Source organism: Paenibacillus sp. FW101-FHT12H11, assembly GCF_058790355.1.
In genome coordinates this window covers 871,381-884,125 of sequence record NZ_JBYTCO010000002.1, presented here as the reverse complement: position 1 = coordinate 884,125, position 12,745 = coordinate 871,381, and the positions used below count along the sequence as shown (strand labels likewise).

The following is a 12,745-nucleotide window of genomic DNA, read 5'->3' as shown; positions in this document are numbered from 1 at the left end:
ATCAGAGCGGGTCTAGGATGATAGATATCCGAATAAGATAATAAGAGATAATTCGAAGAGGTGATGAAGGTGGGAACTCGTTTATTATCGGAGCAGTTGGTGAAAAAGCGTTTTCCGCATTTGAGATATGTACGAATTCATACGCCGGAAAAGCATAAAGCGACGATCTATGCCTGGAACGAAGATTTGAACTTATCCCAAAAGGATGCTGAGAACCTGCAACGTTATGCAAGCGCTTACTTGTATCCTTATGTTAGTTATCAAGTGAAAGCTTATAACTTGGTGCAAACGGATAAAGTCCCGCTGCCGCAGGACATTCCGGAAGCTGTTGTTCAAACGGCGAAACGCAGGAATTTAAACCAATATGGCATTATTGAGGCCATTAATCGGCTATTTCCCTGCGGTCATTTAACGTTTGTCCACTATGATGCCGCTGAGAGCTTGATTTATTTTGATTTTCATGCCGACCGACATCTTCAGAATCGTGAGAAGGAAGCTATGTACAACTATTTAAATGAAATTATTCCATTGGGATCTTATTGCGAAGTGACTTTTTATTAAAAGCTTCATTGTCAATCTTCTTTAATGCGAAATTCGCTTTCTTCCCGCAGATATGAGATTTCACCGATTTGTACCTCGAACGGCGTGTATTTTCTAATTTTGCCAACAGCGAGAAAAACCGGAATATCATCCGCCGTGCATTGGATCACGGCAACATTCGCTTGTGAGAGTGCCGCCGCAAATAATTGCATGTCCGTTATCAGTGTTTTGTTCAATTCGTTGTTCACCCCTGGCGCGTCCTTATCTCGTGATCCGTTCCTCTGGCTGCAAGACAGGAACCTGGACGTTTACGGTATCCGGATATTTAATGCCAGCCCCCGTGTTAAGCGCAATAACGCATTCATCTTCGGCGATCCAGCCGGATTGTTTCAGCTTTCTTGCGGCTGCGAACGTAGCCGCTCCCTCTGGGCACACGAATGCTCCCTCAAGCTCAGCGATTCGCTGTTGTTCTTTCAGCAGCTCCTCGTCATGAATGGAAATCGCGCATCCGCCGGTCGCATAGATGGCTTCCAAAACTAAGAAATCGCCAAGCGCTTTTGGAACATTAATGCCGAAGGCGACTGTCTTGGATTCCTGCCAAAATTCCGAGGCTTTGGCTTGATTCTCCCAAGCTTTGACGATAGGCGCGCAACCCTCTGCTTGCACAGAGACAAGCCGCGGCAATTTCCCTTGCACCCAACCCAAGGCTTGCAGTTCCTGCAGCGCTTTATATATCCCGATCAATCCAACGCCTCCGCCAGTCGGGTACAAAATAACATCAGGAAGCTTCCAGCCCAGCTGCTCGGCGATTTCAAGTCCCATCGTCTTCTTGCCTTCGATGCGGTACGGTTCTTTGAGCGTAGAAGCATCGTAGAGGCTGTAGGATTTGACGAGATCGGCGACAATCCGCCCGGCATCGCTGATGAGACCGTTGACCAGATACAGATTGGACCCGGAAATCGCACATTCATTACGAGTAATGAGCGGAGCATCGACGGGCATGATGATCGTTGATTTCATTTTCGCTCTTGCAGCATATAAAGCCCACGCTGCGCCTGCGTTGCCATTGGTCGGCATGGCAAGTTCCGTCACGCCCAGCTCCTTCGCTTTGGAGATACCGACAGCTGCGCCTCTGGCTTTGAAAGAGCCGGTAGGCAGCAGGCCTTCGTCTTTCATGAGCAGACCGGGGATCTGCATATCTGCGCCGATACTGCGCATTGGAAGCAGCGGGGTAAAGCCTTCGCCAAGTGTAACGACATGCTCCGGCTGAATGACTGGCAGCAGTTCGCGATAACGCCAAAGGCTTGGTTCGCGGTCACGAAGCATGGCAGGAGTCAAGTGCTTGGCAATGCCTTCCATGTCATATGCGACTAAAAGCGGTGAGCCGCAGCTGCACAGCTGATGTTTGTCCTGGGCCGTATAACGCGTGTCACATTTCGGGCAAAAAAGATGAGATACATAACTATGCTTCATGGCTCAAGTCTCCTAAACGTTCAAATGTGGAAGTAGTCAGTTGTCTGAACCAACCTATGGACAATTACTTAGCCATCGTAATAGAAATGAAAGCAGCGTGTCAACGTAACATGAAAAGTTGTTTACCGTATCATCCCGTAGTCACGAATCTTGGTGTCTACATCCACGCGGATATCCGCATTTGGATAGAGGGCTTCCCAATTCAGCTGCTTCCATTCGTCGTAACTCATACTGTTTCGGACATAAGTGCCAATTCCCAAGTTGTCCGCTCCTATGCGCTGTACTTGGTTAAGAACTGCTTGCATTTGTTCACGGATGGCTTTGGACAAATCTTGATTTAAGGTTTTTTGCTCATCTGCCTGTTTAAAGGTCGAAGGCCCTGTATACTCCAAAATAATACCGCTTAATCGAATTTGTATAACAATTTTTGGAGGAGCGCCTCCAGCTTGTTTCATAACAGACATTTTTCGTTTGGAAACAATGGAGCTAATCATCGCTCCTTCTTTTTGACCAGACAATTGATCCATAAATCTGATAGTGAATTCGGCATTAGTAAGGTTATGATGCAGAATAGCAAACATCACCGTGTCGTCTTGACTGATCTTTCCCATGTAACGATCTTTTTTGAACAAGGCGACTCCATCTATTTCCACATTATCATTTTTTATCATGACCAGAGGTGCAATGGGATCAATTCCATCGTCAAAATAATCGCGTGCGAAGCTATAGAGTGTAACTTCAGGGACATCATGAATTTTGGCCTCTTGGGTTAGAAGCTGGTCAATGTGACTTCCGACTGAACTGATTTGAGCATAGGAATGGGTTAACATGTCGACAGCGCTACCGTTCACAACGACGATTTTTAACCGCTCCCCAACCGTATAATCACGGCGGTAGGAGTCTAAGGCTTTCCATATGCCTTGTTTAGCTAGATCCTTCCCGAAAAGCATACTTCTCAATTGACCTGAAACTATGACTTTATCAATTTTGCAGGAGAAGTTACTCCTTCCTTCTTTGGGTGTAGAAGCTTTTGTCTGCAAAATATTTAATTGTGCGGAGTTCGTTTTTCCTGCTCGTGGGACCGATATAGCAATTGATAATTGCGTATTGGATGGTTTTCCATTTTCATCATAATCAGGATCTAAAGCTACGGCATCGGACATGCCTAATTTCTCAATCCGTTGCTGCTGGGCACAACCTGTGAGACTGAATAGTATGACTAGAATAAACAAACTACGCATAATTTTGTCCTCTTCGCTTGTTAATAAGAAGGATAGTAAGTAATACAATGGGAAGAATGACGGCAACCGCTGCTTCTGCAACTCCAAATCTGAATATCCACGGCTCTGTTTCTTCGAGTGTTGTTGGTATGGCAAAGAAGGTAGCTGCTGCGAAAATAACTAAGACAACATAGGGGATTGAACGGAATTTCGCTGCCGGAAAGAGCCGTCTGAGCGTTTCAGCGGACGCCCAGGCGAACATGGCATTCGAAACAATAACTCGTAAAAGGGAGAGATTGAATACGAGATCGTCCACTCGTTTCACAAAGGGAAGCTCCACGTAGGATAGCAAATTCAACACAGGAAACTTCATATGTTGAAGTTGATGCAAGCTGAAAAAGCCAAAGGAAATAAAGCTAACTAAAATATAGCTAGCGGTTGTAAGGAGATTAGCGATTTGAAAGCTACGCATTAAGTGACTGCTGCACGTGAGACGAATCTGCAAGACCGTCCAAATAAAGGAGATTTAACGATGTGCCTGTTTTGCTGCCAATTGTGAAGGCAAGCACTTTGAGTGACGGATCCTTGATGCGTCTGCGAATTAAAGACAGATTTGTGCTAAGTGATTCGGTGAAAGAGTCCATTGGACCACTAATGACACTTTCCGTCTCTGAACTTTCTATCGATCGCGATTCAGGCGCGTACGCTTCGTACAAATAGGCTCTATGATTGTAAAAAATTGCGATACTGCCGTTCAGAATATCATGAACGATTTCATTCGCTTGAAGTTTCTGCTTGAAGGAAGACTTGCTCAACATCACTACCATATTGTCGTCATGTTCATTGAGCATATTCAAGACATCATTCCTTAGAGCTTCAGAACTGACAAGATGACTGAAATAAACCAAATCAACCTGATGAAGCGGGAAATGTTGATTCGTCAAGTCAGAACAATCGCAGAGTATTTGCAGAGTTTGCTCTAGCAGGTTGATCTCCGTTATCTCTTCGCTGCTCATCCGTGTAGATCTCCTTTAGTCATTTCACAATATTTCCATACGTTAGTATGTATGTATCTTCCGCCAATTAGTTATTCGATATTATGGGGGACATCGTCCCTAGGCGCGCGTCATATGTTATCATGTATAAGGGCATGACCCGATGATGGATTTACAAAGGAGTTTGATCCCGCATGATACGACAATCCCCCTACATACTTTTAGTGCTCGCCACTTGCATATGGGGAGGCAACTTTGTGGCCGGTAAAGCGCTCGTCGAGCATATTCCGCCCATAACGTTAGCAGCATTGCGCTGGGGCATTGCTTTTCTGCTGCTTCTACCTTTCTATGGCAAGCAAACTTGGCGACTTAGGACTGAATTTCTACGGAATTGGAAAATGCTCTTATTCTTGTCAGCAACGGGCGTTGCCGGATTTAACACATTGACTTATGTCGCGGTTCAATATACAGGTTCCATTAACGCTTCACTCATGAACTCTGCGACACCGATACTTGTGGTGATCCTGACATGGTTGGTTATGCGAGAAAAATTAGCCTGGTCGGCGTTGCCGGGGATTCTTATTTCAATGGCCGGCGTGAGTTGGATCATTAGCCGAGGGAGTCTGTCAGCGCTGCTTCACCTGTCTTTTAATAAAGGCGATTTGCTGATGCTAACGGCTGTTCTATGTTGGGCCCTTTATTCTGTAGGCATGAAAAAAGTAGCGGGACGATTTCCTTCCAGCCCCTTGCTGCTGGCGCAGGTTGTCGTCGCTTTGCTCTTGTTAGTTCCGCTTTCAATAACGGAAGTGGCGTTGAAATCCCCGCAGATTGCTTGGAATTCAGCGCTTATCTCAGGACTTATCTATATCGGATTATTCGCATCTATCATAGCTTTCCTTAGCTGGAATCGAGCCATCGAAATCCTGGGGCCTCAGCGCTGTGCGGGTTTTCTGAACTTTATCCCGATGTTCAGCGCGATATTTGCAACGGCTTTTACCGGCGAATCACTGAGAGTGTATCATTTATTGGGAGCGATACTTATCGTGGCCGGGGTCTATATCACGAATTATGCCATGAAAAAGCGGCAGACGAATGCTGCATAAAAAAGAGCTCGCCGATGTTGATGTCGGCAAGCTCTTTTTTCATTAATGCATGCGCCCTCTCTGGATGGAGGGAACTCTATACCTACTCATCTAATTCCTCCAGATGCCCATGGTTCCGGCGAATGATTTCAGCGGCACCTGAGTAATCGGCATACGCGACTTTGGCTGTGAGCACATAATGAAGTGCAGTGGCGTCCCGGTCGCTCGCATAATCGGACGAGTTGGCAGCTGCAGTCGGCAGCGTACCAACCATCGCATAACTGTTGTTCATGTTGGCTTCGCTTACCAAACCACCACCATCCAAGATGGGAAGCAGCAGCCGTCCGCTGCCGTTATATCCGCCCTCCAGGGATCCAACCTCGAGCATTTCCGGATTGTATTTCATCAGCAATACTTTTGCATCCTCCGCTTGATTTTCCGTGTGAAAATACGCTTGAATGATTCGGCTCATGATTCATCCTTCCTTTCAATTGGATTAGGTGTTCTTATGTTAGGCTTACCCCAATTATTCTGAAACCTGACCTTTATACCAAAATAAATTAAACTTACATTTTTAATCGGGATGATCGGGATTGAAATAAACGTCCGTCCTGCATTATAAGGGGGATTTAGAGAGCGGATTAGTAAAAATGATTGGACATTCTTCGTTCTTTAGTTCAAAATAGAATTAAGTGCAGGGGAGGTCAACCAACATGCCAACAAACAACTTTCGTAAATTAATAAGCATCTTCTGGACATTTCTGCGGATCAGCCCACTTACATTTGGCGGCGGTTATGCTATGCTGCCTGCTATTCACCGGGAAGTGGTTGAGACGAACGGGTGGATGTCAGATGATGAGATGACAGAACTTCTTGCCATTTCCGGAGCAGCTCCGGGCGGCGTAGGCGTGAATGTTTCGGCCTTAGTCGGTTATCATTTGGCAGGAATTCGAGGAGCCGTAGCAGCCGTCATCGGCATTACGCTTCCTACGTTTATCATTGTAATGCTCCTTAGTATGGTTTACGCAATTCTCCAAAGTTATCCGAAAATGCAAGCTATCATGGAGGGGATTCATGCTGCAATTGTCGGACTGATCGCAGCAGCTGCCTACAAAATGGCGAAGTCATCGATTATCGATAAAATGACACTTTTTACAGCCATAGCGACCGTGCTCGTCCTGCTTTTCATCCCGATATCACCGATCTTAGTGATTGGCTCCGGTTTTGTGGTCGGAATTGCTGTCGTTTTCTTAAAACAAAAATGGGGAATGAAAGATCCATTCGCAAGCAAAGAAACGAAATCGCAAGCGCCAATGACCAACCGGGCCGCAGATTATTTCATTGCTGACGGGATATGAGGGAAGGTGAAAAAGCGTGTTATTCAGTTTATTTCTTACTTTTTTTAAGATTGGATTTATCTCCTTCGGCGGCGGATATGCGATGATGCCGGTCATCCAGCACGAGGTGAGCAAGAACAATTGGCTTTCAGATGAAGCTTTTAACCAAGTGGTGTCTTTGGCGGGGTCAGGCCCAGGACCGATTGCGACGAATTGTGCCACACTAATTGGCTTTCAGACGGCTGGCGTGATGGGGGCTATTGCGGCAACGCTAGGCATGGTGCTTCCATCTCTTTTATTAATTATTTTATTAGCGGCTTTCTTGTATAAATGGCATCATAATAAGTGGTTTAAATCTTCTTTCTATGGCTTGAAACCTGTCGTCACCGGTTTAATTATTTTTGCGGCGATACACTTCGGCATGGCAGGCTGGGGGGAAGCGAAACTGCCGGTTACCTGGCAGCAGATCGCTACGATTTTAATTTCCATCGGTGCTTTCATGGGGATTGTCAAATATAAGCTGCATCCATTTATTATCATTGTAGGCGCGGGCATTATGGGCATCGTCTTTTTCCAATAGCTGTATTGAAAAGCTCTCTTTTATTCCTCCGGGAATTAGAAAGGGGGCTTTTTTATATGATAAAAAGTGAACGGAGCGTGTCCAAAAATGATAAGAAATTATTTTATGTGCTATAAAACAATGTTATTTTCCTTTTTTATGCTATATAATATACAATATATAATAAATAGAACACACTATATAGGTGGTTTTGAATTGTTTAGGAGGGAAACATCATCGAGCTGACATCCCGCCAGTTGGAAATTATTGATCTTGTGGGCAAGCATGCCCCGATTACGGGTGAACGCATCGCTGAGCTTTTGGGAATTAGCCGCCCGACGATTCGTTCGGACTTGGCTGTTTTGGTGATGCTTGGGCATATTGATGCCAAACCGAAAGTCGGCTATTTTCTTGGAAAAGCTGCGCTTGAAGTGAATTCACCATTTAAGCATATTGAGGCGATGAAGGTCAAAGAAGTTATGGGCATTCCCGTTGTGCTCAGGGAGACCGTTACGGTCAGCGATGCTGTCGTGACACTTTTTCTCGAAAACGTAGGAAGTTTAATGATTGTAAATCAACAGGGGGCTTTAGTAGGTATCGTCTCACGAAAGGATCTGCTGAAGGTGACATTAGGGCAGTCCGCCGCTAACACAATGCCTGTTTCGCTCGTCATGACCAGACATCCGAACATTGTTACGGTACACCCGGAAGATAGCGTATTAGAAGCCGCCAGGAAAATGATTCATCATCAAGTCGACGGATTGCCCGTCGTTAAGCCGGCAGCGCCTGATCAGGAATATGAAGAAGTAATTGGCCGAATTACGAAAACGACGATGACCAAACTGCTGCTTGAAGTAGCGCTGGGGATTTAAATCAGGAGGAGTGCAAGTGGGAGAAAAGATGCATACGATTTTCGTTTGTTCGGATTCTGTGGGGGAAACGGCGAATACCGTCGTACAAGCAACAATCCGCCAATTTAATGCAAGCCAAGTGCAGGTCAAACGCTTCGGATCCATCCGAACCGAAGATGAAGTGCGCTCCTTAGTGGAAGAAGCATCGAAAGTAAACGGTTTTATCGCCTACACCCTTGTTCTTCCCGAACTTAGGGAGATGATGCGGCAGGAAGCGATTCGACTTAGCGTCAATGCGATTGACATTATGGGACCTATGATGCAGGCATTCATTGATACGTTCAAAGATTCGCCGAAGCGCAAAGTAGGCTTGCTCTATCAGATGGATGAGCAGTATTACCAGCGGGTTGAAGCGGTTGAGTTCACGGTAAATAGTGACGATGGCAAAGATCCCAGCGCAATGAGACACGCCCATATTGTCCTGCTCGGGCCTTCCCGCACCTCCAAAACGCCGCTTAGCATTTATTTGGCGCATAAAGGAAATAAGGTGGCCAATTACCCGCTTGTTCCCGAGGTAAAGCCACCCGCCATTATATATGAATTAGATCCTAAGAAATTAATTGGTTTAACGATGAATCCTGATCATCTGGTACGCATTCGAACAGAACGCTTGAAAGCAGTAGGGCTTCCCTTTGGCGCCAAATATGCGACCGGGGAGCGGGTCAAAGAAGAGTTGGCTTTTGCGATGAAATTGTATCGAGACCTCGGCTGCCGCATCATCGATGTGAGTGAGAAGGCGATCGAAGAGACAGCAGGACTTATTTTAGCCGACAGAACGTAAACGCACAAAACAATTCCAAAGTAGAAAGGGTGAATGGATGTATGCAAAGAGATTTGTCACTGGAAATTGTACGGGTTACAGAATATGCTGCTTTGGCGTCCGCTCGGTGGACTGGAAAAGGGAATAAACATAGCGCTGACGAAGCGGCAACATCTGCCATGCGTTCTATTTTTAGCTCCATTCCATTTCGGGGAACTGTTGTCATCGGAGAAGGTGAGATGGACGAAGCACCCATGCTCTATATTGGCGAACCAGTGGGCAGCGGTGTTGGTCCTGAATATGATGTGGCTGTAGATCCGCTGGAAGGTACGGATATCGTAGCAAGCGGCAGAAACAATGCGCTTTCCGTTGTAGCCATTGCGGAGAAAGGGAATCTGCTGCATGCTCCAGATATGTATATGGAAAAGCTCGCCGTCGGTCCCCGACTGGCCGGTCATCTCCGGTTAGAGGATCCGCTCGATGTGACCGTATGCAAAGCTGCGGAGCTGCTGCAAAAGGATGTAACGGAGCTAACCGTCTCAATTTTGGATCGCAAACGGCATGCCGACAAAATTTTAGTTCTTCGCACGCTAGGCGTTAAAATTCATTTGCTCAGTGATGGCGATGTGGCGGGAGCGATGGCGACCGCATTTCCCGAAACGGGCATCGACCTGCACGTGGGTTCGGGAGGCGCGCCGGAAGGTGTGCTCGCCGCGGCCGCGCTGCGCTGTATGGGCGGCGAGTTCCAGGGGCGGCTTCTTCCGGAGGATGATGCGGAGATCGCTCGCTGCCTGGCTATGGGGATCACGGATCCCTCCAAAGTGTTGAGCATGCGTGATCTCGTCGGAGAATCCGATATTTATTTTGCAGCGACAGGCGTTACGACCGGGGACTTCTTGAGCGGAGTGAAGTATCAATTCGGCGGCCGCGCCGAGACTCACTCGGTCGTCATGAGAGCTGAAACGCAAACCGTGCGTTTCATTCATTGCGTCCATCAGACACAGGTGTATCTTGGGAGTGCCTAAGGCGTAAGGAAGACCATGTATGTCAACTTGGGTTGAGATACATGGTCTTTTGTTATTCTTGCCATTAGTATTCATGGGCCAAGTCCACAGTCGCATATACTTTAGCTGAGAATGATGCGAAAAGAGGGATAACCATGAGCATGAACAATATTGATTTCCTTGCCGTCGTCCGGAGCTGCATACCTCAAGAAGCTGAGATCGTGCAGCTGCAGCAGCAGGGGAATCCCGCGGCAATCTTGTATGCGGACGTTGATGGTGACGGCACTCCCGAAATCACGGCTATGTATAGATTCTTAGACAACCAGTACCTGTTCTCGATCAAAGACTATTCCGGAAACTGGTTTCCTATTGCATCTGCAGCTACGGGAGGAGTCAGGGAAGTGACGGATTTTGCGGCCGCGCCTGTTTCACGCAGACAGGGCTGGGATATCCTTATTGGCTGGCGGCAGGAGGGCACTAGCTCAGGTTCAGGCTCTGAGCTTGACATTATTCAATGGACGTCAAGCGGCTTTCAGCGGATGATTCCGCCGGGGACGACGTACGATCATTTGGAGATTGAGGATATGCCGACCCGAGACGGGAAAGACGGCCTATGCGAGCTCGCGCTTTGGGTGAAAGAGCAGAATCAAGCGTACCAAGTGCAGACGTACCGCTGGGATCCATACCGGCTTGTTCCGACGCAGGACGTTCATCCTTATTATTTCCAACGAGTCAGCCGCTACTATGAGGATTTAGTGCGCGATCATCCGGATGAACCGGCTTACCGGAGCCTTCTGGAGGATGCGAAGAAGAAGGTGGGCGGCGAAGGCGGCGCGTGAGTGGACGGATGGTGGAATAGCTGTTTAAGCAAGAGGATCGCAGGAACAGCAGAATAAGTGGGGGGCTGTCTCAGTAGAGTTATCTACTAGGGCGACCCTTTTTTATGCTGAAGGGTGATGAATTACACTACGAAGTGACGCATAAATGGATAACTAACGAATTGAGGGCTTTTATGTTTCACTGTTGCGAAACAATTAATTTGTGTTTTCCTAAATTGAGTTGAAATTTATCCCCCTCTTTGATTTTAAATTCAGCAAATGCTTCTAAGTAGTAAATTCCTGGTCGATCAAAACGATAGCTGAACTGCTCGACCATGGTCTCCTTAGATTTGAAGTCTTTTTCGTTAAGTATAGCTGGTTTCTTAATAGTGTTTATTTGTTTTCCTGTTTCATCATACACAAAGAAGTTAAAGATTTTATTTCCATATTCAAGTTGATAATTTTCATTAGTTATGTTTGTAAGTGATGCTTTTGTTATGAATTCTTCACCTGCAATTAGAGAGTCTGGTGTATTCATATTTACAGCAAACAATGATTCATTTTCAATGGATGTGTTGGGCATTGTCACAGAATCGGAAGGGAGACTTCTTCGGTTTTTATCTTCCAATTGATTAGTACTTTCACTACATCCTAAAAGAGTTGCTAAAGCTAATAGAATAATTCCTATTTTCAAATTGACCACCTCCAACTAATTAGACGACCTTATATGGAAAATGTTTCATTTATTATTAAATTTTGTGCATGACTATTGATGGTCTGGGGCCACCCAACGAGACCAAGAAGATAAGCCGTTTTTCTCTCCAAATCAACCATGTCGCAATTTCTTATCTTTTTTGTCCTAATGTTAGACTAAAAATCCTATTATTCCTATGCTACATTTATGTAGGATGTCTTAATATTACATGTAGCGATGAGGTAATGAGATGAGCAAAACATTGAAAATCGGCATTATTGGCGGCGGCGGTATTGCTGGCGCGCATGTAAAGGCCTACCGGGAGCTGGCTGATGTAGAGATTGTAGCGGTTGCAGATGCTGTACCTGGCAAAGCGGCGCAATTTATTGATTTCTGGCAGCTTACATCGGCGCAAGCCTTTGACGATTACCGACAGCTGTTGGAGTTGGACCTTGATGGAGTAAGTATTTGCACGCCAAATGTGGCTCACCACCGCACTACGGTAGATGCCTTGCTGGCAGGCAAAAACGTCATGCTGGAAAAGCCGATGTCCGTTACGTTGGATGAAGCGGTAGAAATGGCGCAAACGGCGAAAAAGACAGGCTTCATGCTCAATGTTGGCTTCCAACCGAGGTATGATCCGAACATGAAAACCATTCAAGATGTGGTTCAGTCCGGTCAACTTGGCAAAGTGTACTACGTAGAGACTGGCGGCGGACGTCGTAGAGGGATGCCTGGCGGCACATTTATCTCCAAGGAAATCGCAGGTGCCGGTGCAATGGCCGATATCGGCTGCTACTCGCTCGATATGGCGCTTAATGCGATGGGATATCCGAAACCGCTTACCGTATCCGCTTACAGTTCTAACTATTTTGGTACAAACCCTTTGTATCATAAAGAAGCAGCGCGCTTCGATGTAGAAGACTTCGGTGTTGCGATGATCCGATTTGAAGGGGATCTCGTGCTGAATTTCAAAATCTCATGGGCGATGCACATGGACACATTAGGGCCGACTCTGTTCCTTGGAACCGATGGCGGACTTAAAGTGACGCCTGCCGGTAAAGGCCCATGGAGCGGCGTGTTTGATGGATCTGTTGGATCTATCACGTACTTCCATGATGTTCTTGGACACCATACCGAAAGTCAAATTCCGATCATCGATCATAATAAAAATTTGTTTAACGAAAAAGTTCGCGATTTTGTTGAGGCGGTTCGCGACGGCAAGCCTGCACCAATTCCTGGTGAGCAAATCGTCCGCAATCAAGCGATAATTGATGGTATTATTCGCTCCTCGCTTCTGAAACGCGAAGTCACCATTGAACTTCCTAATTAATTCACAATAAAATTCAACT

Annotated in this window: 16 protein-coding genes; 9 read left to right on the top strand and 7 right to left on the bottom strand. The window is 46.3% G+C overall.

The features are described 5' to 3' along the window. Nucleotides 1–69 precede the first annotated feature (69 nt). Complete coding sequence (locus AC3WTJ_RS09820) at nucleotides 70–561, top strand: hypothetical protein (protein WP_492521598.1); 492 nt, start codon at nucleotides 70–72, stop codon at nucleotides 559–561. 11 nt (nucleotides 562–572) lie between these two features. Here the strand turns inward: AC3WTJ_RS09820 and AC3WTJ_RS09815 are convergent, their stop codons facing one another. The 5 genes from AC3WTJ_RS09815 to AC3WTJ_RS09795 all read right to left on the bottom strand — a co-directional run bounded on the left by AC3WTJ_RS09815 (nucleotide 573) and on the right by AC3WTJ_RS09795 (nucleotide 4,249). Further along, a complete protein-coding gene (locus tag AC3WTJ_RS09815; protein ID WP_157319815.1) occupies nucleotides 573–788 on the bottom strand; it encodes a hypothetical protein in 216 nt (71 codons plus the stop codon). A gap of 13 nt (nucleotides 789–801) precedes the next feature. Continuing rightward, on the bottom strand, nucleotides 802–2,013 hold the full coding sequence (locus tag AC3WTJ_RS09810; protein WP_492521597.1) for a threonine synthase: 1,212 nt from the start codon (nucleotides 2,011–2,013) through the stop codon (nucleotides 802–804). 122 nt (nucleotides 2,014–2,135) lie between these two features. Beyond that, nucleotides 2,136–3,254 (bottom strand): Ger(x)C family spore germination protein, encoded by a 1,119-nt coding sequence (locus tag AC3WTJ_RS09805; RefSeq protein ID WP_492521596.1) that lies wholly within the window; start codon nucleotides 3,252–3,254, stop codon nucleotides 2,136–2,138. Further along, nucleotides 3,247–3,705 (bottom strand): GerAB/ArcD/ProY family transporter, encoded by a 459-nt coding sequence (locus AC3WTJ_RS09800; protein WP_492521595.1) that lies wholly within the window; start codon nucleotides 3,703–3,705, stop codon nucleotides 3,247–3,249. Before AC3WTJ_RS09800 ends, AC3WTJ_RS09805 begins: the two co-directional genes overlap by 8 nt. Continuing rightward, nucleotides 3,698–4,249 carry a spore germination protein gene (locus AC3WTJ_RS09795; RefSeq protein ID WP_492521594.1) on the bottom strand — a complete coding sequence of 184 codons (552 nt, stop codon included), beginning with the start codon at nucleotides 4,247–4,249 and terminating at the stop codon, nucleotides 3,698–3,700. The genes AC3WTJ_RS09800 and AC3WTJ_RS09795 overlap by 8 nt, the downstream gene beginning before the upstream one ends. A gap of 173 nt (nucleotides 4,250–4,422) precedes the next feature. Between AC3WTJ_RS09795 and AC3WTJ_RS09790 the strand changes: the two genes are divergently transcribed. Further along, the gene (locus tag AC3WTJ_RS09790) at nucleotides 4,423–5,331 is read left to right on the top strand and encodes a DMT family transporter (protein WP_492521593.1); all 909 of its coding nucleotides are present in this window, start codon (nucleotides 4,423–4,425) and stop codon (nucleotides 5,329–5,331) included. 82 nt (nucleotides 5,332–5,413) lie between these two features. On the opposite strand, the gene AC3WTJ_RS09785 is transcribed toward AC3WTJ_RS09790, so the two are convergent. Beyond that, a complete protein-coding gene (locus AC3WTJ_RS09785; RefSeq protein ID WP_492521592.1) occupies nucleotides 5,414–5,782 on the bottom strand; it encodes a hypothetical protein in 369 nt (122 codons plus the stop codon). A 241-nt stretch (nucleotides 5,783–6,023) separates the two neighbouring features. On the opposite strand from AC3WTJ_RS09785, the gene AC3WTJ_RS09780 reads away from it, so the two are divergent. The 6 genes from AC3WTJ_RS09780 to AC3WTJ_RS09755 all read left to right on the top strand — a co-directional run bounded on the left by AC3WTJ_RS09780 (nucleotide 6,024) and on the right by AC3WTJ_RS09755 (nucleotide 10,720). Next, nucleotides 6,024–6,668: a chromate transporter gene (locus AC3WTJ_RS09780; protein WP_127449484.1), complete on the top strand. Its 645-nt coding sequence runs from the start codon at nucleotides 6,024–6,026 to the stop codon at nucleotides 6,666–6,668. A gap of 16 nt (nucleotides 6,669–6,684) precedes the next feature. After that, the gene (locus tag AC3WTJ_RS09775; protein WP_127449486.1) at nucleotides 6,685–7,227 is read left to right on the top strand and encodes a chromate transporter; all 543 of its coding nucleotides are present in this window, start codon (nucleotides 6,685–6,687) and stop codon (nucleotides 7,225–7,227) included. A gap of 236 nt (nucleotides 7,228–7,463) precedes the next feature. Then, nucleotides 7,464–8,078, top strand: a complete 615-nt coding sequence (locus AC3WTJ_RS09770; protein WP_127449488.1) for a helix-turn-helix transcriptional regulator — start codon at nucleotides 7,464–7,466, stop codon at nucleotides 8,076–8,078. A gap of 28 nt (nucleotides 8,079–8,106) precedes the next feature. Continuing rightward, nucleotides 8,107–8,898 carry a pyruvate, water dikinase regulatory protein gene (locus AC3WTJ_RS09765; protein ID WP_157320040.1) on the top strand — a complete coding sequence of 264 codons (792 nt, stop codon included), beginning with the start codon at nucleotides 8,107–8,109 and terminating at the stop codon, nucleotides 8,896–8,898. A 41-nt stretch (nucleotides 8,899–8,939) separates the two neighbouring features. After that, complete coding sequence (gene glpX, locus AC3WTJ_RS09760; RefSeq protein ID WP_492521591.1) at nucleotides 8,940–9,902, top strand: class II fructose-bisphosphatase; 963 nt, start codon at nucleotides 8,940–8,942, stop codon at nucleotides 9,900–9,902. A gap of 134 nt (nucleotides 9,903–10,036) precedes the next feature. Next, entirely contained in the window at nucleotides 10,037–10,720 is a 684-nt protein-coding gene (locus AC3WTJ_RS09755; RefSeq protein WP_492521590.1) for a hypothetical protein, read from the top strand. 178 nt (nucleotides 10,721–10,898) lie between these two features. On the opposite strand, the gene AC3WTJ_RS09750 is transcribed toward AC3WTJ_RS09755, so the two are convergent. Further along, the gene (locus AC3WTJ_RS09750; RefSeq protein ID WP_492521589.1) at nucleotides 10,899–11,393 is read right to left on the bottom strand and encodes a hypothetical protein; all 495 of its coding nucleotides are present in this window, start codon (nucleotides 11,391–11,393) and stop codon (nucleotides 10,899–10,901) included. 250 nt (nucleotides 11,394–11,643) lie between these two features. On the opposite strand from AC3WTJ_RS09750, the gene AC3WTJ_RS09745 reads away from it, so the two are divergent. Then, on the top strand, nucleotides 11,644–12,726 hold the full coding sequence (locus AC3WTJ_RS09745; protein WP_492521588.1) for a Gfo/Idh/MocA family protein: 1,083 nt from the start codon (nucleotides 11,644–11,646) through the stop codon (nucleotides 12,724–12,726). Nucleotides 12,727–12,745: the final 19 nt, after the last annotated feature.

What these genes read in the sequence shown, in the direction of transcription:
- AC3WTJ_RS09810 (WP_492521597.1), bottom strand. Translation starts at nt 2,013, where the DNA reads ATGAAGCATAGTTATGTATCTCATCTTTTTTGCCCGAAATGTGACACG.
- AC3WTJ_RS09805 (WP_492521596.1), bottom strand. Translation starts at nt 3,254, where the DNA reads ATGCGTAGTTTGTTTATTCTAGTCATACTATTCAGTCTCACAGGTTGT.
- AC3WTJ_RS09800 (WP_492521595.1), bottom strand. Translation starts at nt 3,705, where the DNA reads ATGCGTAGCTTTCAAATCGCTAATCTCCTTACAACCGCTAGCTATATT.
- AC3WTJ_RS09795 (WP_492521594.1), bottom strand. Translation starts at nt 4,249, where the DNA reads ATGAGCAGCGAAGAGATAACGGAGATCAACCTGCTAGAGCAAACTCTG.
- AC3WTJ_RS09790 (WP_492521593.1), top strand. Translation starts at nt 4,423, where the DNA reads ATGATACGACAATCCCCCTACATACTTTTAGTGCTCGCCACTTGCATA.
- AC3WTJ_RS09785 (WP_492521592.1), bottom strand. Translation starts at nt 5,782, where the DNA reads ATGAGCCGAATCATTCAAGCGTATTTTCACACGGAAAATCAAGCGGAG.
- AC3WTJ_RS09780 (WP_127449484.1), top strand. Translation starts at nt 6,024, where the DNA reads ATGCCAACAAACAACTTTCGTAAATTAATAAGCATCTTCTGGACATTT.
- AC3WTJ_RS09765 (WP_157320040.1), top strand. Translation starts at nt 8,107, where the DNA reads ATGCATACGATTTTCGTTTGTTCGGATTCTGTGGGGGAAACGGCGAAT.
- glpX (WP_492521591.1), top strand. Translation starts at nt 8,940, where the DNA reads ATGCAAAGAGATTTGTCACTGGAAATTGTACGGGTTACAGAATATGCT.
- AC3WTJ_RS09755 (WP_492521590.1), top strand. Translation starts at nt 10,037, where the DNA reads ATGAGCATGAACAATATTGATTTCCTTGCCGTCGTCCGGAGCTGCATA.
- AC3WTJ_RS09745 (WP_492521588.1), top strand. Translation starts at nt 11,644, where the DNA reads ATGAGCAAAACATTGAAAATCGGCATTATTGGCGGCGGCGGTATTGCT.